This is a genomic window from Bacillus sp. JKS001846 (genome assembly GCF_900176455.1).
Classification (GTDB): Bacteria; Bacillota; Bacilli; order Bacillales; family Bacillaceae_G; genus Bacillus_A; species Bacillus_A cereus.
Genome location: NZ_FWYG01000001.1, coordinates 3,773,698 through 3,799,822 on the forward strand (window position 1 = coordinate 3,773,698; position 26,125 = coordinate 3,799,822).

Here is a 26,125-nt window from a genome sequence, read left to right on the forward strand (position 1 = left end):
ACTGATGATTCATTTTATAATGCACCCTCTTTAATTTTCAATTGCTGCGTTGCAAACTCACGATACATATCATGCGTCTGTAATAATTCATCATGCGTACCACTACCTGTAAGATTCCCTTTTTCAATAAAGACAATTTTATCTGCATCTACAACAGTAGAAAGTCTATGCGCAATCACTAACGTTGTTCTGCCTTTCATTAAGTTATTTAACGCTTTTTGAACGACAGACTCAGATTTACTATCTAAGCTTGAAGTCGCCTCATCTAGCATAAGAATTTGCGGATTTCGAAGTAACGCTCGGGCAATGGCAATTCGCTGTCTTTGTCCCCCAGAAAGCTTCACACCGCGTTCTCCAACTTCTGTTGCATAACCGTTTGGTAAGTCATGAATAAATGCATCAACATATGCCATTGCTGCTACTTTTTCAATTTCTTCATCCGTTACTTCGCCCTCGACGCCATAACAAATATTATCACGAATTGTTCCATCAATTAACGGACTATCTTGTGATACGTAACCGATTTGACGTCGCCATGACTGTAATGAATAACTCGTAATTGATTCTTCCCCTAATTTAATGGCGCCACTAGTTGGCTCATAAAAACGTTCCAATAATGAGAATAAAGTTGTTTTCCCACTACCACTTGGTCCTACAATCGCTGTCACTTTTCCAGATTCAATTGTGAAATCAATATTTTTCAAAACTTGCTCTTCTTCGTTATACTCAAAATGTACATTTTCAAGAACGATCGGTTGCTTAGCATTTGTCACTTTCACACCAGTTTCATGATCTTCTACTTCATATTCTAAAATCGTACTAATTCTTTCCGTTGCACCAATTGCCTTTTGGAATTGTGTAAAGAACATAGATAATTGACTCATTGGCATTACAATTTGAACTAAATACAAAATAAACGCTACAAGTTCACCGGTTGTTAATGCACCGCTAGAAACTCGCATCCCGCCATACCCTACGATAATAACAAGTAGTGCCATTAAAACAAACGACATAACTGGCGAAATTAATGCTTGCACTTTTCCTTCTTTCAAACCAAATTGTAATAACTTTTGTATACCTGTATTACCCGTTTCATATTCTCTCTTTTCTGTATTTGAAGATTTCACTAAACGAATTTCTGATAACACTTGCGTTAACACACTTGTAAAAGATGCAGTTTCATCTTGAAGTGCTTTTGAAATCTTATACATTTTTCGTCCAAGTGGAACTAAAATTAACACAGACAACGGAATAACCGTTAAAAGTAACGCAGTCATTTTCCAATCTAAAACAAATAATACAATTAACGATCCAACAATTGAAATACCACCTGTTAATAAGTTTGACAAATGCTCAGAAATTAACGTTTTCACAACACCTGTATCATTCGTCATACGGCTAATCGTATCACCTGTTCTATTTTGATCGTAATAAGATACCGGCAAGATAAGTACCTTTTTCCACAAACGTTCTCTTAGTCCCGCTACAATCTTCTGCCCAATATAATTTAGTAAATATATAGACAACCCTGCCGCAATAGTTTGCATTACAAAGAAAGCAATTAACCCAACAATTTGTCCTGCACTAATTGAAGAAAGCGAAAAATTATCTACTAATCCTTTTGTCAGCATAGGAATAAATAAACTCGCTCCCGTAGAAAGCAAACTCATTAACAACGCAAAAACTAAAATTCCTTTCGGAGGATTTGTATCTTGAATAAGGCGTAAAAACTGCCTCCAACTCCCTTTTTTCTTTATTTCATTTCTAACTTCCATTCCTGTTCATCTCCTCATGTTAAACAAAACTGTTCTTTCTAAAATTAGAATACGATACAAATGTAAACTGAATGTAAACACACTTTTTCTATTTTTACAAAATATACATAAAAACTCATCTTTACAACAGATATAAACATCTGATATTATTACCTGGTACTTAATATTATTCTATGTAAATTATAGATAAATAATTTAAAACACGATATAAATCTCCAGTTAGTGAAAGGAGTATCCTTTTTGCAAACAAATATACATTCTGAAAAGGAAACAATTATTTTTATTCATGGATTAGTTGGCAATCGTCGCGCCTTCAAAAAAGAGCAAAAACGATTTTCTGCCTCCTACAACATTATAACTTATGACTTATTAGGTCACGGTGATGATAAAGGAGAAGCAATCGACTTTTCATTACAGCGCCTCGTAGATCAATTATTAAACTTATATGAACAAGAAGGTATTAAAAAAGCACATATTTGTGCGCTAAGTTACGGCTGTTACATCTCTACAATTTTTGCACAAATGCATCCAGAAAAGGTATTAAGTATTTGTCATATTGGAGGACATTACAATAACCCTTCTCGTTTATATAATGTATTTCAAAATTTTTGGGAGAAGCGAGGAGATGAATACTCTAAATGGCTCTCTCAATACGCAAATACTATTTTTCCAAGCGGTATATTAAAAGCAAATCCGTTCGCAGTCATTTCAAGAAATATTTACTACCGTTTCGGATTACAATTACATTCATCCATAATTGCCCAGTCATTACGACATCGGTTAGAATTCGATTTAAAATCTAAATTAAAATCACTTCCTCACCCTATACTATGGGTAATGGGAGAGCATGATCATCTCTATAAATCTTGTCTATTTGATTTGAAATCTATTTTGCCTAACGTTCTATATAAGGAAATACCGTTAGCGGGACATGCAGCGAACTTATTTCGTCCTAACTATTTCCATGACTTATATGATCGATTTTTAAATGGAAAGTTAAAATAAAAACTATTAAACTTCCAATTTATTCAACTATAAAAAGGCTTCCCAAGTTTCCTTGGAAAGCCTTTTCTCTATACGAAAAGTATATAAAACTACTTTTTCTTAGTATGCTTTTGTGTAACCTAATAGGTGCTTGCTCCAGTAAGAGTTACTTACAGAACTAATACGTACACCAGTTGCATCTGTTTCTGCACTAATGAACTGACCGTTTCCTAAGTAAACACCCATGTGAGAAGGACCTGATTTATAAGTATTTTGGAAGTATACTAAATCACCTGGTTGTGGATTGCTAGTTTTTGTTTTAGAGCTCCAGTATCCAGCAACTGTTTGACGAGCGCCTTTATGACCAGTTTGATTTAATACGTAGTGAATGAATCCACTGCAGTCAAAACCAGCAGGTGTTGTACCAGCAGTTCTGTATGGTGAACCATTTAAAGATCTAGCGAATCCAGCGATTGAAGATGTATCTCCACCTGTTGTTGGTTTTTGTACGTCTTTACCTGGTTGTTGAACGTTATTTGTAACATTATTGTTATTTGTAACGTTGTTTACTCCGCCTTTTACAAACTTAACGAAGTCTGCACTTACGTAACCTGTGCGGCCGTTATGGTTAATTTTGTACCAACCATTTTCAGCACCAGTAACGTTTAATACTTTACCATTTGTTACTCCACCGATTACAGCGTTGTATGTAGCTGGGCCTGTACGTACTTTTAAAGCACCAGTGTTAACAACATAAGAACCACCAGTTTGAACTGTTGTAGTATTGTTGTTTGTAGTTGGTTGTTGTGTTTCGTTAGATACAGCAGAACCACCTTTTGTTACGAAGTCTTTGCTTACGTATCCAGTTCCACCATTGAAGTTGATTTTAAACCAATCTTGTACTTCACCTACAACTTGTACTGTTTTACCTTTGTTTACAGAACCTAATACTGTATGAGATGTACTTGGGCCTGTACGTACGTTAAGTGAAGAAACGTTTACTGTGTAAGTACCTGTTCCTTGTTGAACAGTCGTTCCTGTTTTGCCACCAGTCGTTACGAAGTCACCACTTACATAACCTGTTTGACCATTTACGTTTACTTTGAACCAACCATTTTCTTGTCCAACTACTTGTAGCACTTGGCCTGATTTTACTTTAGAAATAACGTTATGTCCTGTACCAGCACCTGAACGAACATTTAATACATCAGCAGTTACTGTGTATTTTAATTCAGAAGTTGTTTCTACAGTTTTTGTTTCAGTTACAGTCGTTTGAGTTTGAGTTTGTCCATTAATTTCTTTTAGCGCTTCATTTGAAACTTGTGCATGAGCAGAATCCATTCCTGGAACTGCAACGCCAGCTACAGAAGCTGCTGCTAAACCTGCAATTACTTTTTTCATAAGTTGTCTTTACTTCCTTTCCCTACTATCCTCTTAAAAAAAACTAAAACTTTAATACTTTACAATATTATCAAAGTAAAATATTCATCCAGTTCCATTTTTTAGCAAGAGTTTTATTTTTCACACAGAGTTCATTTTAAATGAACAAAGTGAAATCCGTGTGAACTTCATGTGAACTTTATCATTAAACACAGTGTTTTTGCAATGTTTTTTTCAAATTTCTTATATATCGCATGAAAATTCGACATTCTATTTAATATTTTAATATAAAATATCCCTTTTCTATCTATTATAAAAAATTCTATTAACCTAATACAAACTCAAGTATGTATTTCCTTATAAAGCTCCTTACATGAAGTATACTTTCATCATGACAAAAATCACTCTATTTATCAATAGTATAATATTTTTAGAAAACTAAATTTCTATACTATCTACAATTTTGAAATAATTTGACGAATTGTAAGATTTATTTCACAAAAGCCATTTCTCCTTTAAAGAAAACACACACTATATCAACTGTTCTCTTTTTCTTATAATGGAATTTATAGGATATTTATAGGATATTTATAGTATTATATACATATCTTAATAAACAAGAATTTTAGCGAATTAATTAAAGTTTCATTCCCTTATAAAATGAAACTTTAATCAGGAAGGGTTTTATACATCCTCCGCTAATTATTAACCCTCACCACTCGGGCTGCCCATTAATGCGGAGTTTTATTGGAATAAAAAGAGGAGGCATATTTGTGAGAAATATAATAGATGATCCAATACAAAAAAACATAGAGCTATACTATGCTTTTATTCAATTCGTTTCAATGATAACATTACAAAAAGTATCAGCTATTGAAACACGTAAAAACGAATTAAAAAATCAGATGAAAAATGCCGGACAAAAAAACCCTTATTACGTATAAAAAAAGGTGAACAGGTTATATTCCTGTTCACCTTTTTAAATTATTTATAAATTTTCACACGGTCCTCTAGCGGTTGGAATTCTTTTTCACCAGCATGTACTACCGGTTTACCAAATGGCATTTGCGCAATAAGTTTCCAATTCTCTGGAACATCCCACTCTTTTCTCACTTCTTCAACAATTAGCGGATTGTAATGCTGTAACGTAGCACCAAACCCTTCAATTTCTAAAGCTGTCCAAATTGCAAATTGTAACATTCCTGATGATTGCTGAGACCAAGTTGGGAAATTATCTTTATATAATGCAAAGTTAGCTTGAAGGCTTTCCACTACTTCACTGTCTTCAAAATATAAAACCGTTCCATAACCACTTTTAAATGCATTCATTTTTTCTTCAGTAGGTGCAAAGTTATTTTCAGGTACAATTTTTCGTAACGTTTCTTTCGTAATATCCCATAATTTATCATGTTGTTCTCCTAATAAAACAACAACGCGAGCACTTTGAGAATTAAAAGCTGAAGGTGTATGTTTTACAGCATGATAAATCACTTCTTGAATTTTCTCATCAGAAACTACTTGCTCTTTACTAATTGCATAAATAGATCTTCTGTCTTCAATTGCTGAGTAAAAATCTTTTGCCATCATAATTCCCTCCAATTTTCAATTGAGGCTATTTTATATGTATATATCATATTACGCCCCTCAAACTTATTATTAATAAGCTTATAACTTTATAATATCACAGCAACAAACAAACTCAAATAATAACACTTATATTTAGAAGCTTTTTCCTTTTTAAAATAAAAAGACTGTTTGTTGTTATCTAAAATTAGTAACAACAAACAGTCTTACTTATGTAGCGATCTAGATTCGTATTTTACTTACTTAATTAACTAATCCAAATGCATACGACATTAACTTATTTGTCTCTGTAAAACGTTTTGTTTTACTGGATGTCCCCATGACCACTGTAATAATTCGATTATCACCTTGCTTTGCAGTCCCAGTAAAACAGTATCCTGCACTATCTGTAAATCCAGTCTTTAGTCCGTCCATTCCTTCTATATATAAACTTTTATTATTTTTGTTTAACATGTCGTTTGTGCTTATAACATTAATATTATTAAATGCTAGCTGACTTTGGCGTAAGTGAGTCACTTCTAATATTTCCGGATAATCTTTTATAAGATGATACGCCAATTGTGCTACATCACCAGCCGTCATTTTTGTTTCACTTCCATCTGGCTCTTGTAATCCAGAAGCATTTGCAAATTTAGCATGTTCCGACATTTTTAACTGTTTCGCTTTTGCATCCATAAGCTGAACGAAATCTTTCTCCGATTTTGCCATATGTTCTGCTAAAGCCACAGCCGAATTATTAGCTGACTCAATCATTAATGCATGATATAAATCTTTAACAGTTAATGTGTCATTAACTTGTACTGGGATTCTCGCTCCTTCTGTTTGTGCCGCCTTCGCACTCATTTTTACTGGATCTTCCCAGCGAACTTTCCCGTTATGTATACTCTCTAGTAAGAGATACGCTGTCATCATCTTAGACATACTAGCCGGTGCAAAAGCTTCATTTTCATTATATTGATAAATAATATCTCCATCACTCGCATCGATAATCATAGCTGCTTTTGCGTTAATTTCTGGTGGGATGTACTTTGGCGGGACTACTTTTTCAGTAAATCCTGCTTTAGGTAGTTCTGCCACTTGCAAAGGTTGTCCCTCTACATTCGCTATGCTCTTTTGATTTCCTTGGAATAAGAACCAACATATCCCTAAAATAATAACTAATAGGACTGTCATCCTTCCCCATTTTAACCGATTCATTTCAAAACTCCTTTAGCAAACCTTTTATACACTCACATTTAACCTTAACAACAATTCCTTTATATAGTCAAGGTAAAAGGTATATTTATTCATATACAGCAATGATTATTTTAATTTATTTATGTTAAACTTACAATATTGAAACGTAAGAATATTCAATAATAAAATCTCGTAAATAAAGCGAAACTTTAATCAGCCCCACCAATTGGGCTACCCGTCAAATAGCGAGATAAACTATTTAATAGAAGGGATTCATACAAATGCTACTTCCAAAATCATTAAAATACGGAGACACAGTTGGGATCTACTCCCCTTCTTCACCAGTAACCTACACTTCTCCAAAAAGATTTGAACGAGCAAAATCTTACTTACAACAGAAAGGGTTTCATATATTAGAAGGTTCATTAACAGGTCGATATGATTTTTATCGTTCTGGTAGTATACAAGAGCGTGCTGAGGAACTAAATGTCTTGATAAGAAATCCTAATGTTTCTTGTATTATGTCAACAATTGGTGGGATGAATTCAAATTCAATATTACCTTATATTGATTATGATGCTTTTCTAAAGAACCCTAAAATAATGATTGGGTATTCAGATGCAACTGCTTTATTACTAGGAATTTACGCCAAAACAGGAATCCCTACATTTTATGGACCAGCTCTCGTCCCTTCCTTTGGCGAATTTGAACCTTTTGTTGATTGCACATACAAATATTTTGCTGAAACTTTACTACATGATCATTCTCTTCCTTATCATATAAAACAACCATTATTTTGGTCAGATGAATTTATTAATTGGGAAGAAAAGACGAAGGAGAAAGAACTTCGACCAAACGATTGGATTTCAGTAATTGATGGAAAAGCTACTGGGCGTATTATTGGCGGGAATTTAAACACGATACAAGGAATTTTGGGTAGCCCCTATATGCCACATATTCAAGAAGGCGACATTCTCTTTATTGAGGACAGTTCAAAAGATGCAGCTACTATTGAAAGAAGCTTTTCATTACTTAAAATTAACGGTGTATTCGATAAAATTTCAGGTATCATTCTTGGAAAACACGAGCAATTTGATGATTGTGGTACCAACCGAAAACCTTTTGAAATACTATTAGAAGTACTTCAAAATCAAAGAATTCCTTTTCTAGCTGACTTCGATTGTTGTCATACACATCCCATGATTACCATACCTATCGGTGTTCAAGTAGAGTTGGATGCAACAAATAAAACGATACATATTGTAGAACCTTGGAAAAAATGAATTCATAGATAGCTTCTATTGTTTTACAATAAAAGCCATGATACTATATAATTTGGAATGTGAAAGGTTAAACAAAATACGTTCCAATATATATCATTAGAAAAATTAGGTATAAATATATATTTATATGCAAAAGAGAGTGAATAAATGAAACCAACTATTAAAAATTACGTATTTTTACATGTAGCTTTTTTGATATATTCTATCATTATGGTTTACATGAAATGGGCAGCTAAATTCCCCATTGCTTCCATCTCATTTTTTGTTGCTTATTTCGGACTAGTTATACTTTTATTCGGATATGCAATTTTATGGCAACAAGTAATTAAACATTTCGAAATTTCAAAAGCATATTCACATCGCGGAATTATTATACTGTGGTCAATGCTTTGGTCAGTATTTCTATTTGGAGATACTATTCAGTGGAATCATTTACTTGGTGCAGCTATTATTATCGTCGGGATTGTGGTGGTGACAAAAGATGAATAGTTATATGTTATTATTTATTTTCGGGATAATTTTAGCTAATTACTCACAAATATTATTAAAAAAAGCTACTTTGCAACAATACGATTCTAGAATAAAAGAATATGTGAATCCTTATGTTATTATCGGCTACTCTTTATTTGTAATTAACGCCGGATTAAATGTTATCGCCATGAAGGGCATGGCATTAAAACAAGCATCAGCATTAGAATCCTTAAGTTATATCATCATATTAATTTTTGGTTGGTATTTCCTAGGAGAAAAAATAACGAAACGTAAACTCATCGGCAACATGATTATTATCGTTGGTGTAATCGTTTATTGTATCCAATAGTAAAAAGCTCCGTTTATCACAAACGGAGCTTTTTACTATTGACCTAAATTTTGCACTTTATCTTTCAAATCTCGAACTTGATCTACCGTCTGCATAAGCTCAGAGTTTTTAAATTGCTCTACATCCACTTTGCCTTCTTCTATCTTTGTCTTCGCCGTATCAATTAACGTATTTAACTTTTCGTTATATCCGACGATTTGTTGATGAAGATCCTTTGCTACATCAGGTGGCGTTAATTCATTGAATGCGGGTATATCTTGTTTAATTTCACTAAGCTTCGTTTCTAATTCTTTTCGAGCCTCGCTATCATTAACGGCCTTTTCTGCTAATGCTGGTGCATCATTTGCAAATGCACTTATTTCATTTACATAGTCTGTCGCCTTTTGAGCATAATCTATGGAGTTCTTTCCTTCTTCCACTATTGAACATCCCATTAAACCAATTGAAACTATGAATACTAATACAATTGATTTTATTTTCATTTTAGACCCCCTTCGTCCTTATAATTGTCTGTAATTTTCTCTATACATAACTTCTAGCTAAATTGTTTATAGCCTTTTTCAAATAGCTATTTACCCTCTTACATGCCCTATTATCGTTACAACATCTATTTCTATATGCACGCTTATAATATCTTCAATTATATCCATATACCCTTGTCCTATAGCTGTTCCATAGTGTAATGTAAGCCCCTTCTTTTCATACACTGACTTTGGCACTGAAAAAATAAATCTCCTCAAATTTCTTTCATCAGCTGGTTCCATAATTAAAACAATCCCATCCTCATCAAACATATACGCTCGCCCTCCAACTTTACATTCACTATGGCTCAGTATTGCCTTGGTCAGCAAAATTTAAAACATAATAAGTTAAGATACACTCTGCTCTATCATAAAGTGAAACTTTAATTAGCCCTCACCAGTCGACTCTTTATCGGCAAATAGCGGGATAAAAATAAAAAGCATTCATTCTTTTTTGTTAAGAATAAATGCTTTTTAAAAAATCAATTTCTAACTCTAACATCTTTTTTTGACGAGGTTTTACTTTCCTTACGGGAACTCCAGCGTAAATATACCAATCATCTAAACTCTCTTTTACCATACTCATCGCGCCGACTGCCGTACCTTCTCCTACAATTACATTTGGAAAAATAATAGAATTAGCACCAATAATCACATGTTTTTTTAAAATAACTTTTTCTGCTTTCACATTCCTATATTGATTCGGGACGGTTGGCCCCATTAATGTATTTCCACTGAAATCATCAAGTACTGCATATACGATTGTTTTAGCTGAGATGTTTGCAAAATCATGCATTTCAATCCCAACTTCCCCTCCATATAACGCTGTATACGCTGATATGTGCGAATAACTTCCAATTGTGATTTTACCACTTAAAATGCAAAAATCATCAATTCTTACATGATTGCCAACTGATATAGCACTCGGATTATATATACTTGCTTTTTTACTAACCAATACATTTTTCCCAACAGATAAAAATCCAATTTTCTTTAGTTCTTCTTGACTATAAAAACTATTCATCTACCGACACCACCTTCTGCTCTAAACAGATTACAATTTGCTCTACTAGTTCTTTCGTCATCCCTTCCCATAAAGGTAAACTTACGATTCGTTTTGCTATTTTATTCGTTTTTGTTAAATCTGTCGACTTATAGTTTTTAAAAAGAACTTGTTGGTGGCAAGATGGTGAAAAGTATAATCTAGCTTCTATTTTCTGTTTTTTCAGTTCTTCAATTACTTGTATGTTGCGAACTTCTTCTGGACAAATGATAGGCATAAATTGGTGAATAACTGCTTCTGTCTTTTGGACTTTCCACCCTTTTTTCATTAACCCAGTATTTTGTAACAACTGTTTATACCATTCAGAAATACGGGTACGTTCTTTTAATTTTTGATCCCACTTTTTTATAGTCGCAATCCCAATAGCTGCTGCGTATTCAGACATTTTACAATTAAACCCCATCATCGTACATTCACGATTTTTATCAAATCCGAAATTCCCCATTCTTTTAATACGTTGTATATCTTCTTCGTTTTTACTATATATGAGCCCTCCTTCACCAATTCCGAATGGCTTTGTTGCATGAAAGCTATATACGATCATTCCACTAAAATCTTGACCGTAATGCATCCCTCCATTCATTAATCCAAATCCCGGCGCCGCATCTACGACAACCGGAATCCCCTTCTTCTCTAATTCTTCATATTCTTCTAAGTTCATCCATGATCCAAAAGTGGCGTACGGGACAACAATCGCAACCTCTTCTTTTAATTCTTCTATCTTATCCAAAAGTACGGTTTTATCCATATACCAATCATCTATTGAAACATCAATAAAGTAAGGTTCCAATCCACACCAAATAGCGGCTAAGGCAGTCGCAGGGAATGTAAAGCTAGGCATGAGAGCATACTTTCCCTTTCTTCTTTTCTTTAGTTGAATAGCCGCCATTAACCCTAACGTTGCGTTTGCTACTGTTGTAACAGCTCCCCTGTTTTGAAAAAATGACGACATAATTGTTTCCTCAAAACGTTGATTTATAGGTCCATAATTCGTATATATGTGAGATGTATCAATTTCCTTCAATTCGTCCAAATACTCACTTACAGGTACAGTTGAAGCACGTAAAAAAGGAATATTCTCCATATCTATCTATTCCTTCCTATCATTTTCGGACAATATAGAGCATATCTGTTTCAGATAATCCAAATTTCCTAGCACTTTTCATTCCTTGTTTTTCCGCTATGTTATATAATTCTACCTTAAATCCTGCATTCATTAATCGTTGAATAAATCCCGATTGATTGTAAATTCTCACATGATCTTCTTGACCAAAAGCTAATTTCCTCAATTGTGGTGTTACAATTAATTCATTCTCTATAATAAAATCTACATTCATTACGATTGGTACTTGAATAATTCCCCATCCATTTGGCTTTAACACTCTATATAACTCTCGCATTGCTTTGTCATCATCAGGAACGTGTTCTAATACATGGCTACATAATATTACATCAAAAGTATTACTATCATATGTAATTCTTGTAACATCAATTTCCTTCATTAATGGATCCTTTGGCTCTAAGTCACCACATACATACGTAATATTTTTATACTCGTTAAACCAATCTCTTAACTTTGCTTCAGGTGCAATATGAAGCATTGTATAGTTTCTATTTAACAAGTCCGTTTCCGTTTCAATGTACGCACGGTACAATCTTTCACGATCCATCGAATTACAAACTGGACATATCCCTGTATCTTTATTCCACATTTCAAATTTATATTTCGGAAAATCATAATGTGCTGGCCAAGGTGAAAATTTTTCAAATTGTTGATTGCAATATTGACAATAACAACATTCTTTCTCGAACATATGAGCAACTAACTTGTTTAAGCCTTTTTTTATCTTTTCATTATAAATTTGATCTAGTTCGCCATTTCTTACTGCATCCTTAACTATAAATCCCGCATTTTCTAAACAATAAGATAAACTCTCTTTATACTCACTTTCGGAGCTTAAAAACCCACTATTATATGCATCTATAATTAATTCAATCCACTCTTCAATTGTCATTAAAATAAAATGCATTTGTTTTTGATTTTGTCCACTATGCTGTCTAAAATAACTAAGAGGTTCATGTATATAAACTACTTTTCCTTTCCTCATCATATCTAGCCAAGTTGCAATGTCATTAATAGCAGAATAAGCCTTTCCTTTAAAATATCCAAACTTCCCGTCAAACAAATTCCGATTAAACAAAACAGTTGTCGGCTCACCAACTACATTTTTCAAGTTTTTTAACATATAATTCCCTAATTCTTTTCCTTCAAAAAGTGTAGTTTCTTTCGCGATTTTCATATTTAATGTTGAAGGTAGTAATATCTCTCCATTCTCATCAATCAGTTCACGATATGACGTCACAAATGAAATATTTTCTAACGCCAAAAAGTATTTCATCATTCTCTCGATCTTTTCATGATGAAATAAATCATCATCTAATAAAAAGTTTATATAGTCCCCATTCGCAAGTTCTACACACTTATTAAAGTTTTCGGCAACTAACGGCGTTTCATTTTTTACATATGTAATACACTCATATTCACGTAAGTACGGTTGAATCATAGCATTGACTTCATTATTTGTACTGTCGTCAGAAATAATAATTTCAATATTTTCATATGTTTGATTCAAAGCGCTGTTGAGTGCTAATTCCAAGTAATAAGGTCTATTGTATGCAGGAATAAGTATACTTACTTTCGGTAAAGAAGAATTATTATTTATATGTTGTTTTTTCTTTTCTATGTTTATTTTCTTCGCTCTAATTTTTTGGTAATAGTCTAATGTATATAATATTGATGATGGAACTATCCTTCTTGCATAATCTAGAAAATTAGTTATCGCTTTATCTAACTCTTTTTCAGTGGATAAGAAACCATATTGTTCTCCTGCTATAATACTGTGTGAAAAATCTTCTAACCCATCCATCATTTTATTAGATTCATTTAACTGTTGATCTGGATGTAATCGAAAGTAACTAAGTGTCTCTGCTATATATACAGCTTTTCCTTTACTTAATAAAGATAACCATGAAGCTATATCTACGTTACATAAATACCGCCTCTTATCAAAAATCCCAAACGGTTCTTGTAAATCATTTTTACGAAATAAAACTGTTGTCGGTTCTCCAATATAATTTTTTTGATCCACAATTACCTTATTTCCTAATTCTGTTCCCGCTATAATGGTATCCTCTTCAAATAAACGGACAGTCGAATAAATATGTCGTAGCTCTTTCCCTTTATCATCAATGACTTGACGATGAGATGTTACAAGCTTAATTTCATTATCTAAATCATCGAAAAAATACTTCATCATTTTTTCAATTTTATTCACATGAAATACATCATCATCCATTAAAAAATTTATATATTCACCGTTCGCTTCATTAAATAACATTAGCGCATTTTCAAATTGTCCGAGAGTTGATCTATTTTTTATATAAATAATATTTGAATGATCACATAAGTATTTTTGTAACACTTTTTCTGTTTCATCATTCGTGCTGTCATCTCCAACTATAATTTCTATATTAGGGTACGTTTGTTCTAACACACTACATAGCGCCTTTTCAAAGTAACGAGGACGATTATACGTAGGAATTAATACACTTACCAACGGAAGTTGCTCTACCACCTCTTCAGTTCTTTCAATACGAGTTCTCATTTTAACTCTCTCACCTCTTCGCATATTATTTATATACGCGACACAAAAATCACATTACTTTAACTGTATGGAGCCTATATACTTTTATGCAAACATGAAACAAATTATCATACTTTTCGTTCCTGAATAAACATATTTAATAATGCGGACATTTTATTTGCACCTTTTTTATTCATATGATCACTATCATAAAAATCATCGTCACAAAATAATGGCGAATCAAATAGATCTATGATTTGAAAAGAATATTGAGTTTGAAAATCATTTATAACTTTATAAAAATCTTCTTTTAATTTTTTACTACTACAATTGAAATAATGTGAAGTAACAGGGAACACAACAATTAGTGGCTTTATATCATTTTTTAACAGTAAATCTAAATATTTTTTAAAAATCATTTTATTTTCAACTAAAGTATGAGGGTACGACAATTTAGCATGTGAAGCTGCTCTTATTTTCCCGTGTTCTTCAAAAGGAATGTGAAGAGGAGTGGTATTCCACTCAGCATTTATCCAAGGCAGTATCAATGATTCATCTTTTAGTTCATCTAATAAAATATATTCAAAATGCAAATTTAAAATAGAAAGAAGTGGTTTCGGAGTATTTAGATGTGAGAATCCATCAGTGGGTAGAGGAGAGTGAACTACAGTATGATGACCATCTTGAAACAATGGATAATATACTTTGTGAATTCTATATGATTCGGAGGATAACGACATATCAAAGTAAAACGAGAAATAGGCTATTCCTATTAAACAATATTGAAATGAATGATTGTTTGATAAAAGTTGTGACGCTATTAAATAATCATAGTATAGATCTTGCGATGGAAGTGTTAATTTTATTGACTTTTTTGAGAGAAGCTCCGTACTTATGCCACAATGCGGATAAGACAAACCGGTAGCAAACAATTCATACGTCGGATCACTCTTTGCTTTTTTCATAGAAATGTATAAAGACATAAGATCCGGATTTATTTGATAGATAGAAATTAATTTATCCTTCCATTCATACATGTATTTTGTTAAATTAATAATTTTTGAACTTTGCACGCCCCTATTTATCAAGTCATTTGTAAGTTTTTCTGCGTCCCCTCTCCAAATGACTATATATTGAAAAGAACTTTCTATACGAACAACATCTGAAACGTCCACAACATGAACTATTGTTTTACATTTATTTTTGTCTAACGTATTTCGAATCCTATCCCCTGATAATTCATCACTTAAAACAATGATTTTATATTGTTCCTTCATGTACATCCCCTCCATTATATGTATAATATGAAATTCATTTTTAATTCGTAACAATCATATACACCTGCAATCTAACAAAAAAAATAGCTCCACCATTAGGCGTAGCTATTTTTACAATTATTGCTTATTCAAATTATATTCCTTTATCTAACTCATAAAGTTTACGATACTTTTCATTTTCTTTCAGAAGTTGTTTATGACTACCTTGCATGACAATTTGGCCACGATCAAGGAATATAACTTCGTCTACATGTTCTATTCCTACAAGATGGTGCGTAATCCAAATAACCGTCTTTTCTTCCGTTGCAGAAAACATTGTTTCAATTAAAGACAATTCTGTTTTTGGATCTAAACCGATAGTCGGTTCATCAAGTACAATAATTGGTGTTTCTTGCATAAGAGTTCTAGCAAAAGCAACCCTTTGTCTTTCCCCACCAGAAAACCGCTTTCCCATTTCATGCATTTTTGTTTGTAATCCGTCTGGAAGAGAAGTAACATGTGAAGCTAATTGTGCTTTCTCTAAAGCTTTCCATATCTCTTCATCCGTCGCCTCTGGTTTGCCAATTCGTACATTATTTCCAATTGTCGTATCAAACAAATGCGGCTTTTGATTTAATACAGAAATATATTTAGATAAAAGATTCGTATGAGCTCGTTCACCATTTAGTACAACTTGGCCATTTACTGGGCTTAACGCCCCTGTTAACAATTTTAGTAAAGTAGATTTCCCTGTCCCACTTCTCCCTAAAATAGCAATTTTCTTCCCTGTTTTTATTTGTAATGATACATCTTTTAATACAATCTCATTACTATCTGGATAACTATACGATACGTGATTCAGTTCAATATCTACATGTTTTGGTTCAATATAATCTTTCTCTCCATGCAAATCCGTTTCATCATGTAAAACACTATCACTTTCTACGCCATTAAGACGATGGGTAGATTCTACATACGACGGTATTCGATCGATGGCATCTGCAATAGGAATAAGCGCGTTCGTTACAGATAAAGTCATTAATACGAAAGCTGCGATAACTGTAGGAGCAATTTGTTCACTTGCCGCTTCATTCCCAGTCCATATGATCATCGAAATAACTACAATACCTACTACTAATTGAATGATACTGTCCCGAATATGATACCAGCGTTTCACTCTCTTTTCGATTTTTAACAACTGATCATTTTGTTTTACATACTCATTAATAAATTCATCTTTACGACCACTTGCTTGCCAATCAGATAATCCAAAAACAGCATCTGTCAGTTGTTGATACAAACGGTTTCTTCCTTGCTTTAAAGTAACATGATGTTTCTTCATCAAAAGTAATGATACAAACGGAAGAAGAAAAACGATAATAGCTAACATACAACCTACAATAAGTGCAAAAACAAAATCAAATGCACCGATAACAAGTACGAAGATACTATAAACAACTAGCGCTAATATGCTAGGAAATATTGTACGTAAATATAGGTTTTGCAAATGCTCTATATCTTCGGATAACACTCCTAACATATCACCCGTTTGAAATCGAGAACGGAAAAATAACGCCTGTGGTTCTACTATTCTATATAGCCTCGTTCTCATTTTTTCTAATATACGTAGTACGACATCATGTCCGACTAAGCGCTCTATATAATGAAATACAGCTTGCCCTATACTAAACGCTCTTGTTGCAACAATAGGAACATATACAGCCATTACATTTTCTGGTCTAAGGGCAGATTTTGAGATCAAATAACCTGAAATAAAAAGTAACATCGCTCCTGAACTAACTCCAAGAAGACCAAGGAAAATAGTTAAAGTCATTCTACCTTTATTTTGTTTTATATAAGGTTTAACCCAGTTACTCATTTCTCTCCCCTCTCTTCCCTATGAAAATGTAATGTCTCATTCTCTAAAAGTTCTTCATACGTCCCACTTTCTTTCATTTCCCCTTTATTTAAAATAAGAATATGGTCCATTTGTTTCATCCAATGTAGACGGTGGGTTGCTAAAAATACTAACTTTCCATTAAATAGACGTAACATCGCTTGCTTTATTTCAAATTCGGTTTCAATATCAAGATGTGCCGTAGGCTCATCTAATAAAATGATTGGTTTTTTACTTAAAAGCGCACGCGCCATAGCAACACGCTGTTCTTGTCCGCCACTTAGCATACGTCCACCTTCTCCAATTCTTTCGTGCATCCCATTTGGAAGTGATGTAACGAGTGAACGAAGGCCGACTTCATTAATAACTCTTTCAACTTCTTCATCTGTTGCATTTGTTTCATAAAAACGAATGTTATCCTTTAATGAAAGCGGAAAAATATAAGGTTGCTGCGGAATATAAGCGATATTTTTTTGCCAATCTTCACGAGTAGATCCATCAACTTCTACACCATTTACTAACATCTTTCCACTCGAAGGAGATAAAAAACCTGCTAATACGTCGATTAACGTCGATTTGCCTGCACCACTTTCACCAATAACACCAATAGCACCGTTACCTTCCCAAGTAAAATTAATTCCTTCTAATATAGCCTTTTCAGATTCAGTATTATTAACTTTGATGTCTTGTAATTTCAAGCTACTAGAGGCATTCCATACTATATCTTCATTTAAATCTTTCTTTTGTATTCCTTTTTGTTGTTGCAAAATCTCTTCTATTTGCTCCATCGCAATTTGTCCATCTAATGTCGCATGATAATTTGCTCCCACTTGTTTAATCGGCAGAAAATATTCCGGAGCTAAAATCAAAATTGTAAGGGCTGGTAATAGTATAATCGTTCCATCTATTAAACGTATCCCTAATCCAACTGCCACAAACGCAATTGATAAACTCGTAAAGAAATCTAATGCAAAAGAAGAAAGAAAAGCAACTCGCAAAGTACGCATCGTTGCTTTTCTATACCTTTTACTTACTTTTTCAATCTTTCCTTCGTGCTGTTCACTTTTCCCTAAATACTTTAATGTTTCTAAACCTTTTAACGTATCTACAAAATGGTTCGAAAGTACACGATATATCTCGTACTGACTATCTGCCATTTTTTGCGCTGCCAATCCGAGAAGAATCATAAATATGATCACGATAGGAATCGTTACAACTAAAATGATTCCAGACTCAATATCTAGCGTAAAAACGTATAGTACAATTAGACCTGGAACGATGCTACTTCTAATCATTTTAGGAATCGTTAATTCAATATATGTTTTAAATTTCTCAATCCCTTCAATTGATAAGGTAACCAGATGACCAGTTCCAACAGTTTGAACATACCTTGGACCTAATGTGAAATATGCCTCTATTAGTTGTTTTCTTAGTAACGACCCTGTTTTTTCAGCAAAACGTTCCACTAATATTTGTGATGTTCGAACTACTATGTGACGCGCTGCAAACGCGATACCAAAATAAACAATTTCACTTAATATTGTTTGTACTGTCTCTCCATGAAATAAAAACGTAATAGCTCGTGCTAAAAAGATTGTTTGCGCAATAATACTAAAAGCTTCTAAAATACTAATAATCGTTAACGCTACATATAAAATACGGCTACCGGGATAAGACGGAAGTCCTCTTTTTCTTTTCATTAGTACTCCAAATCGTTGTCTGACTTAACAGGTTGTCTAAATACATAATAACTCCATATTTGACTTCCGATAACGAAAGGCAAAATAGCAATCGCAAAGTAAGTCATAAGTTTTAATGCATAAGCTCCTGATGCTGCGTTGTAAATTGTCAAATCATTCATTGCTCCTAAAGAGCTAATCATAACACGTGGGAACATACCGATAAATACACTCGCACTTAGTAAAATGATTGTTAAACTCGTCATAAAGAAAGCCCAACCATCTCTTCTTCTTTTATTTAATAAAGTGGACACTAATAGTGCTACAAAAGCTCCGATTGGCACCATAATCCATTCTGTTCCATGAGCAGTGAAAATGTCGGTTTTCCATAACCCCACACCAGCAAAAACAAGAAGTGTAATTAATGAAATTGGTGCAATTTTTATTGCAGCAATTCGTGCACGTTCTCTCAATTTACCAGTTGTACGTATCGTAAGAAATTGTAATCCGTGAACAATACATAGTAGGAGAAACATTACTCCTCCAAGTAACGCAAATGGATGAAGTAATTGCAAGAATCCACCTACAACATTTTTACTCTCATCAATAGGTACACCTACCATAAAGTTTGCAATCGCAACTCCCCAAAGGATAGGAGGTAACATACTTCCAATAAACATCCCCCAATCCCATGCACTCTTCCATTTATGATTATCTATTTTCGCACGAAATTTAAAGGAAACACCTCTTAAAATTAAAGCAAGAAGCATAAATACAAATGGAATATAAAAACCACTAAATAAAGTTGCATACCAGTGCGGAAATGCCGCAAACATGGCTCCACCAGCACAAACAAGCCATACTTCATTCGCGTGCCAGAACGGTCCTATTGTATTTAAGTAAACTCGTTTTTCAAAATCATTCTTTCCTAAAAACCTCGAAACCATTCCTACCCCAAAGTCGAAACCTTCCAGTACGAAGAATCCAACAAACAAGATTGCAATAACTAAAAACCATAACTCATTAAGAGATAACATACTCTTCCTCCTTATCAAATGGATCATGGCTTTGATAATCCTTTTTCGTTTTCTTATTCTTGTGGCCCTTAATGGTACGAACAAATAAGTACACACAAATTCCACCCATAATTAAATACATTGATGTGAATGAAATAAGTGAGAATAATACTTCACCGAATGTTACATTTGGTGATACAGCATCTTCTGTTTTCATTACACCAAATACAACCCAAGGTTGACGACCCATTTCAGTCATAATCCACCCTACTGTATTACCGATGAATGGAAGAGAAATTGCATACACCATTAATTTTAAATACCACGTTTTTTCCGCTAAACGATCTTTTCTTGATAAGAACCATCCGTAAGCTCCTAGAAGAAGCATGAATGTTCCACTCATTACCATCGCTCTAAAACTCCAAAACATTGTATGCACTGGAGGAATATAATCTCCAGGTCCATATTTTTCCTCATATTGTTTTTGAATTTGATTCATCCCTTCAACTTGACCGCTAAACTTATCATACGATAATAGACTTAGCATATAAGGGATTTGAATTTCAAACGAATTTTCTTTCTTCTCTGTATCAATTTTCGAAAATACTGTAAATGGTGCTGGATCCTCACTTGTATTCCATAGCGCTTCAGCTGCCGCCATCTTCATTGGATGTGTCTTAATTAATTGTTGCGCTTGTGCATGACCGAAGAATAATACAAGCGCCGTTGTAATTGTTCCAACAATGATAGAAATTCGGAAAGATTTTTTAAATACTACAGTTTCTTGTCCTTTTGTAATTTTCCATGCACTTACACCAGCAATAAAGAATGCACCTGTTGCAATTGCCGCTGTAATTGTATGCGGGAATTGTACCCATAGTTGTGGGTTTTGAATAATGGCTAAGAAATCATTCATTTGCGCACGACCATCAGCTGCCATTTCATACCCGACAGGTGACTGCATAAATGCACTTGCAGTTAAAATCCAGAATGCTGATAACATCGTTCCAATTGAAAGGAGCCAAATACACATTAAGTGAATTCGCTTCGGTAATTTATCCTCACCGAATACCCATAAACCCAGGAATGTAGACTCAATGAAAAATGCCAGTAATCCTTCAATCGCAAGTGATGGACCAAATACATCACCTACAAAACGTGAATACGTTGACCAGTTCATACCAAACTGAAATTCTTGTAAAATACCTGTTACTACACCTACTGCAAAGTTAATAAGGAATAATTGCGTCCAAAACTTTGCCATCTTCTTATATACTTCTTGCCCTTTTACCACATACAACGTTTGCATGATCGCAATAATAAAAGCTAAACCAATTGACAGCGGAACAAAAAAGTAATGGAAAATCGTTGTTGATGCGAACTGTATTCGTGCCAATTCGAGCGTTTCCATACTAAAATCACTTCCTTCATAGTTTTTATAATAAAAGTTAATTGAGCAATCTTATCAAACTCAATTATTAAGAAATACGAAAAGACAAAAACATTTTGTATGTATTGTCGAAAAATATGAAGTTTCAGTTTTTCAAACTATTGTAATGCTATTTTTTACCTTTTCACTATTTCTGTAGTGTTTTATTCGTTAATCGAATTGTATAATATACCTGCATAGTAAATTCAGGTTATTTTTGACGTATTATTGACATCATTTTGTCTGAAATATGTCTTTTGTCATTTTTTTGAATCAGATTTTTCTCATTAGCAAAATGTGTTTTTTCAATATACTTCTTACTTTTATATCTATAAAACAATCGTTTTTCTCTTCATACACTTGACTTTCACCCGAAAAAATGTCCTCGGAACTACCCTCGATAAACGCTTGTTTTTTGTCAAGAGAAAAATGTATTTTTAAAATTCAAACTCGAAATAATGTTATTCAAAAATAGAAAATAACTTCCCTCTTCCTCGACTAAAAGTTCATTTTTTTGTCATTTTTCCAGAACAAATAAAAAAAACTGAAAGTCGATTAGACTCTCAGTTTTTTTATTTATTTTGCTGTATGTTTTCTAACGGCTGGTAAAATTTCAGTAGCAATTAATTCAATATTTTTCTCAATTTTATCAAATGGTACACCGCCAAAATCAATTTGTGCCATAAAGCGTTGTTGGCCAAATAATTCATATTGGTACAGCATTTTCTCAATGATTTGTTGTGGGCTACCAACCATTAAAGCATCACGGTAATCTATTGCATTTGTAAATTGCTGTTTCGGATACCCACCACCGCGCAGTGTAAGCATACCAGCATTAATGTGAGGGTAATATTCACTAAGTGCATCTTGTGAATTTTTTGCCGTATAAAATAAACTCGTTGTCGCAACTGGTAAACTAGCTGAATCAAATCCACTTTGTACAGCCGCCTCGCGGTAAGCATCTACTGACACTTTAAAGTTAATTGCTGGACCACCAAGTGTTGTTATCATCATTGGTACACCCGCGCGTCCTGCTTTAATTGCACTAGCTGGTGGACCTCCAACCGCACGCCAAATTGGTAAGTTATTATTTTTCGCTCTCGGAATAACCGATGCATGTGCGAGCGGTGCTCTGAACTGTCCATTCCATGTGACATGTTCCTCGTTATTAATTTTTAATAAAAGATCCATCTTCTCTTCGAATAATTCTTCATAATCATTCACGTTATAACCAAGTAAACTATATCCCCCAATACGAGATCCACGACCAGCCACAATTTCTGCACGTCCATTAGAAATCAAGTCAATTGTAGCGAAATCCTCATATACTCGAACTGGGTCAGATGTACTTAATATCGTTGCTGAACTTGCAATTTTTATATTTTTCGTAGCTTGTGCAATAGCTCCTAAAATAACTGTATGAGCTTGTGTTGTAAAATGCGTTTGATGACTTTCACCGACAGCAAACACATCAAGCCCTGCCTCATCTGCTAACTTAGCTGTTTCAATTAGTTCGTGAATTCTTTTCTCTGGCGTAATTTTCTCCCCATTATGTGGATTTAAAACATGATCACCAATTGAATATAATCCAAACTCAATTCCTTTTCTTATATCTATACGGTATTTTTCCATAGTTACTCTCCCCTTTAATAAAGTAGTATTAGTTTTTTTCTAAAAACGTTGGTAAGTCAGGTATATCTCCGTATTACCTACGCCTTCACTTGATTAGTCAATTGATAGTGTAAAAAAAATTACTCTTGCGGTAATTCTTTTTTTTCACTATGCTTATGAACTTTCGTCATTAGCTCGTATAATATTTTCTGCTCTTCTTCATTTAATACATCATCAAAAAACGAAGATTGAAATGCAAGTTGCTCTGGCAATGCTTTCTCTAAGGCCGATTCCCCTTGCTCTGTAAGACTAATTGTTTTCGTTTTCCAATCTTGTTTTCGTACAATATATCCTTCTTTCTCAAGACGAGTTAACATTCGAGAAATACCACCTTGTGTAACAGTTACCTTTTCAGCTAACTCCATTTGTGTTAGTGGCTGATACGTACGTATTTGCAAAAGCACATCAAATTGAGCTGTCGTTAAATCAAAACGTTTTAAAAACTCATTTGACATTTGATTACTTTGGTTCGTAAATCGTATTAAACGTAACCATATTAATGATCCTATCGTATTATCACGCATGTTTTGTCACTTCCTAGCGTTCATCTTACTATCACTTTACTACGCAAGTGATAAAAAAGCAAGAAAAAATGTAATAAATATATCGATAGAGTATTGCATAAATAATGATAAGTAAGAATTCATATAAACATGAATTCTTACTTATCATTATTCTTAACTTTGCCTTTCATTCATTACTATATTTAAAGCTGCCATAGCTTTTGGCCAACCAACGTAAAAAGCCATATGTGTTATTAATGCAACCAATTCATTCTCCATAACCCCATTTTGTTTAGCTAGCTTCAGATGAAATTGTAATTGTTCTGTATTACCGAGACTGATTAGTGCTGACACAGTACACAAGCTTCTTTCTCTTAATGTTAAAGTGGCATCCCGCCACACTTCCTCAAATAATATCTTTTCACTATAATGAGCAAATGCAGGTGACATTTCTCTCATTTTCTTTTTAATATGTACTTCAATAAGTTCATTTTTTTCTCCCTTTATTTTCACCATTTGTGCTATTCCTTGACCAAATGACCAGTTTTCAGCAGCTGTCTCATTTAATGTAATAAAAATATCCGAAGTTTTAACATCGGAATATTCCGTAATTTTTAAGGATACCGATTGATACAAATCTTTTTTCTGTTGCACTGTTCTTCCCGGTCCACATGTAATAGAAACATAAATCATATTCTCTGTTCTCTTTTCTCCTCTTTCCAACAAATAATATGGATTATATAAAAATTTGTTTTCTTGGTAAGGTAAGAACATTTGAAAATAATCATTTTCAGGGATGTTAAAATGTTCAATTAATGAAAGATGGATACATTCACCCATTTTTTCCAACTCTTCTTCATTTAATATGTTTTCAGGATAATAAATCTTCACAAAAGGCATAGACTTTCATTCCTTTTCTTATTTTTAATATGCAACAAAATTTCATCGTGAAATGTGTAAAATCTCATATACTGTAACACCTTTATTCACTGCAATTTCAGGCTTCTCCTCATAAAAATTAAACCTACTATACCCCCATTTATCCGGATTATAAACGATTACATTCCCTAAACACTTTTCGTTGTTTTGTACATCTTCATTCATAGTGCTTAATTGAGTCCCAATCAGTGTTTTACTTTGAGAAATACTTCCTGCATATTCAACAACATATCTACTTTTCTTAAATCCATCACTTAGATTAACCACTAATGGAACACCTATATGTATTTGTTGCCATCCAAAAGATTGTAAAATGTTATCGTAATACCCTTCAAAGATAAATTTATTCATCCCTTCATGACCATTCCAAATATATAAAGGTGCATAGCAGTTATAAAAATTCCCGTCTTTCTCCGTTTCCGTAATTAAATAAGCTTTAAAATTTAGTGCTTGGAAACCATCAGTTTTATAACCATTATCCTTTACCCTTTTCCTAATAATTTCCATGTCATAATCCTTTGGCAAAATGACCTTATATTGCATTCCAATCATGTTTATCACTCGCTTTCAATCTTATATACATTATGATAAATCGATAAGTAGCTAACGTAAAATAGGTATAAATTATGTTTGGTATCATTTATAATGATAGTGCATAAGGGGCTGAGATATATGGAAATAAATGATCTTATTATATTCAAAACTGTAGCCAGTGAGGGTTCTATTAGTAAAGCTGCTAAAGAGTTAGGTTATGTTCAACCGAACGTAACTGAGCGAATCAAAAAATTAGAACAAGAATTAGAAACGCCTTTACTACATAGAGATAACAAAGGCGTTTCCTTATTACCTTCTGGTGACATTTTATTAGATTACACGAATAAAATATTAACTCTATTAGAAGAAGTAAAAGATGAAATTAAAACGAGTGGTTCTTCTTATATAATAGCGACGTCACAATCTATTTTGACAAATTATTTAAGTAAGCGTATTGAAGAAAACTTCAGAAATTATCAAATATATGTAGAAAGTAGTAGTCATTTGCAAAAATTACTTCAGCAACAAAAAGTTGATATGGTCATAACTTATGAGGATTATCCTGACGCATCGTTTAAAAAAGTGTTCACAACCTCAATTTCTGTAGGCTTATTAAAAGCGAAAGAAAAATGTACCATTGATTATTCAAAAGAAATTTTCTTCGTTAGCAATGACAAAAAGTGCCCTTTTAGGAATAAGACGATACAATTTCTAAAAGAAAATAATTTATCTCAGCGTCAACTTCAACAATTAGATTCTTATTCGCTTATGGAAGAGTTTATTCAGGACGGAAAAGGGATAGCCTTTTTGCCGATTAAAAATGATAAATTGGTACCAATTGAAGATGTTCCAGTTGAGAAATTAGCTGTTCATTTTTTTGCAAATCAAAACTCTTTCAAACAAATCCCTGATGAACTATTTGGTTAATAAAAAAATCCCTCCTTTATGAATCTAAAAGAGGGATTTTCATA

At 33.3% G+C, this 26,125-nt stretch carries 24 protein-coding genes and 1 pseudogene; 6 read left to right on the top strand and 19 right to left on the bottom strand.

The window, feature by feature from the left end; genetic code table 11:
- Positions 1–14: 14 nt before the first annotated feature.
- Complete coding sequence (locus tag B9A45_RS20120; protein ID WP_000453861.1) at positions 15–1,775, bottom strand: ABC transporter ATP-binding protein; 1,761 nt, start codon at positions 1,773–1,775, stop codon at positions 15–17.
- A gap of 240 nt (positions 1,776–2,015) precedes the next feature.
- On the opposite strand from B9A45_RS20120, the gene B9A45_RS20125 reads away from it, so the two are divergent.
- Positions 2,016–2,780 (top strand): alpha/beta fold hydrolase, encoded by a 765-nt coding sequence (locus B9A45_RS20125; RefSeq protein ID WP_001194306.1) that lies wholly within the window; start codon positions 2,016–2,018, stop codon positions 2,778–2,780.
- A 99-nt stretch (positions 2,781–2,879) separates the two neighbouring features.
- On the opposite strand, the gene entFM is transcribed toward B9A45_RS20125, so the two are convergent.
- The gene (entFM, locus tag B9A45_RS20130; protein WP_000755525.1) at positions 2,880–4,160 is read right to left on the bottom strand and encodes an enterotoxin EntFM; all 1,281 of its coding nucleotides are present in this window, start codon (positions 4,158–4,160) and stop codon (positions 2,880–2,882) included.
- A 752-nt stretch (positions 4,161–4,912) separates the two neighbouring features.
- On the opposite strand from entFM, the gene B9A45_RS20135 reads away from it, so the two are divergent.
- Positions 4,913–5,083, top strand: a complete 171-nt coding sequence (locus B9A45_RS20135; RefSeq protein ID WP_001244279.1) for a hypothetical protein — start codon at positions 4,913–4,915, stop codon at positions 5,081–5,083.
- Positions 5,084–5,123: 40 nt separating this feature from the next.
- Here the strand turns inward: B9A45_RS20135 and B9A45_RS20140 are convergent, their stop codons facing one another.
- Both B9A45_RS20140 and B9A45_RS20145 read right to left on the bottom strand, forming a co-directional pair.
- Complete coding sequence (locus B9A45_RS20140; RefSeq protein ID WP_179135405.1) at positions 5,124–5,726, bottom strand: nitroreductase family protein; 603 nt, start codon at positions 5,724–5,726, stop codon at positions 5,124–5,126.
- Positions 5,727–5,966: 240 nt separating this feature from the next.
- The gene (locus tag B9A45_RS20145) at positions 5,967–6,920 is read right to left on the bottom strand and encodes a D-alanyl-D-alanine carboxypeptidase family protein (RefSeq protein ID WP_001080871.1); all 954 of its coding nucleotides are present in this window, start codon (positions 6,918–6,920) and stop codon (positions 5,967–5,969) included.
- A 260-nt stretch (positions 6,921–7,180) separates the two neighbouring features.
- Between B9A45_RS20145 and B9A45_RS20150 the strand changes: the two genes are divergently transcribed.
- The 3 genes from B9A45_RS20150 (at position 7,181) to B9A45_RS20160 (ending at position 9,002) form a co-directional block, all read left to right on the top strand.
- Positions 7,181–8,182, top strand: a complete 1,002-nt coding sequence (locus tag B9A45_RS20150) for a S66 family peptidase (RefSeq protein ID WP_000926335.1) — start codon at positions 7,181–7,183, stop codon at positions 8,180–8,182.
- Between the two features lie 147 nt (positions 8,183–8,329).
- Positions 8,330–8,671 (top strand): EamA family transporter, encoded by a 342-nt coding sequence (locus B9A45_RS20155; protein WP_000805125.1) that lies wholly within the window; start codon positions 8,330–8,332, stop codon positions 8,669–8,671.
- Positions 8,664–9,002, top strand: coding sequence for an EamA family transporter (locus tag B9A45_RS20160; protein ID WP_001089868.1), 339 nt, complete (start codon positions 8,664–8,666; stop codon positions 9,000–9,002). Before B9A45_RS20155 ends, B9A45_RS20160 begins: the two co-directional genes overlap by 8 nt.
- Before the next feature lie 35 nt (positions 9,003–9,037).
- On the opposite strand, the gene B9A45_RS20165 is transcribed toward B9A45_RS20160, so the two are convergent.
- From B9A45_RS20165 to B9A45_RS20230, 15 genes and pseudogenes are all read right to left on the bottom strand, one after another.
- Entirely contained in the window at positions 9,038–9,484 is a 447-nt protein-coding gene (locus B9A45_RS20165) for a DUF6376 family protein (protein ID WP_000695229.1), read from the bottom strand.
- A gap of 90 nt (positions 9,485–9,574) precedes the next feature.
- Positions 9,575–9,796: a hypothetical protein gene (locus B9A45_RS20170; protein WP_000459099.1), complete on the bottom strand. Its 222-nt coding sequence runs from the start codon at positions 9,794–9,796 to the stop codon at positions 9,575–9,577.
- Positions 9,797–9,980: 184 nt separating this feature from the next.
- Positions 9,981–10,547: an acyltransferase gene (locus B9A45_RS20175; RefSeq protein WP_001084184.1), complete on the bottom strand. Its 567-nt coding sequence runs from the start codon at positions 10,545–10,547 to the stop codon at positions 9,981–9,983.
- Positions 10,540–11,670 (bottom strand): DegT/DnrJ/EryC1/StrS aminotransferase family protein, encoded by a 1,131-nt coding sequence (locus tag B9A45_RS20180; protein ID WP_084064677.1) that lies wholly within the window; start codon positions 11,668–11,670, stop codon positions 10,540–10,542. Before B9A45_RS20180 ends, B9A45_RS20175 begins: the two co-directional genes overlap by 8 nt.
- 19 nt (positions 11,671–11,689) lie before the next feature.
- The gene (locus B9A45_RS20185) at positions 11,690–14,251 is read right to left on the bottom strand and encodes a glycosyltransferase (protein WP_016109774.1); all 2,562 of its coding nucleotides are present in this window, start codon (positions 14,249–14,251) and stop codon (positions 11,690–11,692) included.
- Positions 14,252–14,358: 107 nt separating this feature from the next.
- Entirely contained in the window at positions 14,359–15,507 is a 1,149-nt protein-coding gene (locus B9A45_RS20190; RefSeq protein ID WP_000664253.1) for a hypothetical protein, read from the bottom strand.
- 133 nt (positions 15,508–15,640) lie between these two features.
- Positions 15,641–17,365 carry a thiol reductant ABC exporter subunit CydC gene (gene cydC, locus B9A45_RS20195; protein ID WP_000073649.1) on the bottom strand — a complete coding sequence of 575 codons (1,725 nt, stop codon included), beginning with the start codon at positions 17,363–17,365 and terminating at the stop codon, positions 15,641–15,643.
- Entirely contained in the window at positions 17,362–19,083 is a 1,722-nt protein-coding gene (gene cydD, locus B9A45_RS20200) for a thiol reductant ABC exporter subunit CydD (protein WP_000824021.1), read from the bottom strand. The genes cydC and cydD overlap by 4 nt, the downstream gene beginning before the upstream one ends.
- Complete coding sequence (gene cydB, locus B9A45_RS20205) at positions 19,083–20,099, bottom strand: cytochrome d ubiquinol oxidase subunit II (RefSeq protein WP_000950086.1); 1,017 nt, start codon at positions 20,097–20,099, stop codon at positions 19,083–19,085. Before cydB ends, cydD begins: the two co-directional genes overlap by 1 nt.
- Positions 20,086–21,489: a cytochrome ubiquinol oxidase subunit I gene (gene cydA, locus B9A45_RS20210; RefSeq protein WP_000448869.1), complete on the bottom strand. Its 1,404-nt coding sequence runs from the start codon at positions 21,487–21,489 to the stop codon at positions 20,086–20,088. The genes cydB and cydA overlap by 14 nt, the downstream gene beginning before the upstream one ends.
- Positions 21,490–22,083: 594 nt before the next feature.
- Entirely contained in the window at positions 22,084–23,139 is a 1,056-nt protein-coding gene (locus B9A45_RS20215; protein WP_000417540.1) for an LLM class flavin-dependent oxidoreductase, read from the bottom strand.
- Between the two features lie 119 nt (positions 23,140–23,258).
- Positions 23,259–23,702, bottom strand: coding sequence for a MarR family winged helix-turn-helix transcriptional regulator (locus B9A45_RS20220; RefSeq protein WP_001205528.1), 444 nt, complete (start codon positions 23,700–23,702; stop codon positions 23,259–23,261).
- Between the two features lie 153 nt (positions 23,703–23,855).
- The gene (locus B9A45_RS32835) at positions 23,856–24,140 is read right to left on the bottom strand and encodes a carboxymuconolactone decarboxylase family protein (RefSeq protein WP_223272771.1); all 285 of its coding nucleotides are present in this window, start codon (positions 24,138–24,140) and stop codon (positions 23,856–23,858) included.
- Positions 24,141–24,167: 27 nt separating this feature from the next.
- A pseudogene (locus B9A45_RS32840) lies at positions 24,168–24,581 on the bottom strand (tautomerase family protein); the annotation flags it as partial.
- A 42-nt stretch (positions 24,582–24,623) separates the two neighbouring features.
- Complete coding sequence (locus tag B9A45_RS20230) at positions 24,624–25,172, bottom strand: DUF4865 family protein (RefSeq protein WP_000579915.1); 549 nt, start codon at positions 25,170–25,172, stop codon at positions 24,624–24,626.
- 120 nt (positions 25,173–25,292) lie between these two features.
- Here B9A45_RS20230 and B9A45_RS20235 point away from each other — a divergent pair, with 120 nt between their 5' ends.
- Entirely contained in the window at positions 25,293–26,081 is a 789-nt protein-coding gene (locus tag B9A45_RS20235; protein ID WP_000405000.1) for a LysR family transcriptional regulator, read from the top strand.
- Positions 26,082–26,125 lie beyond the last annotated feature (44 nt).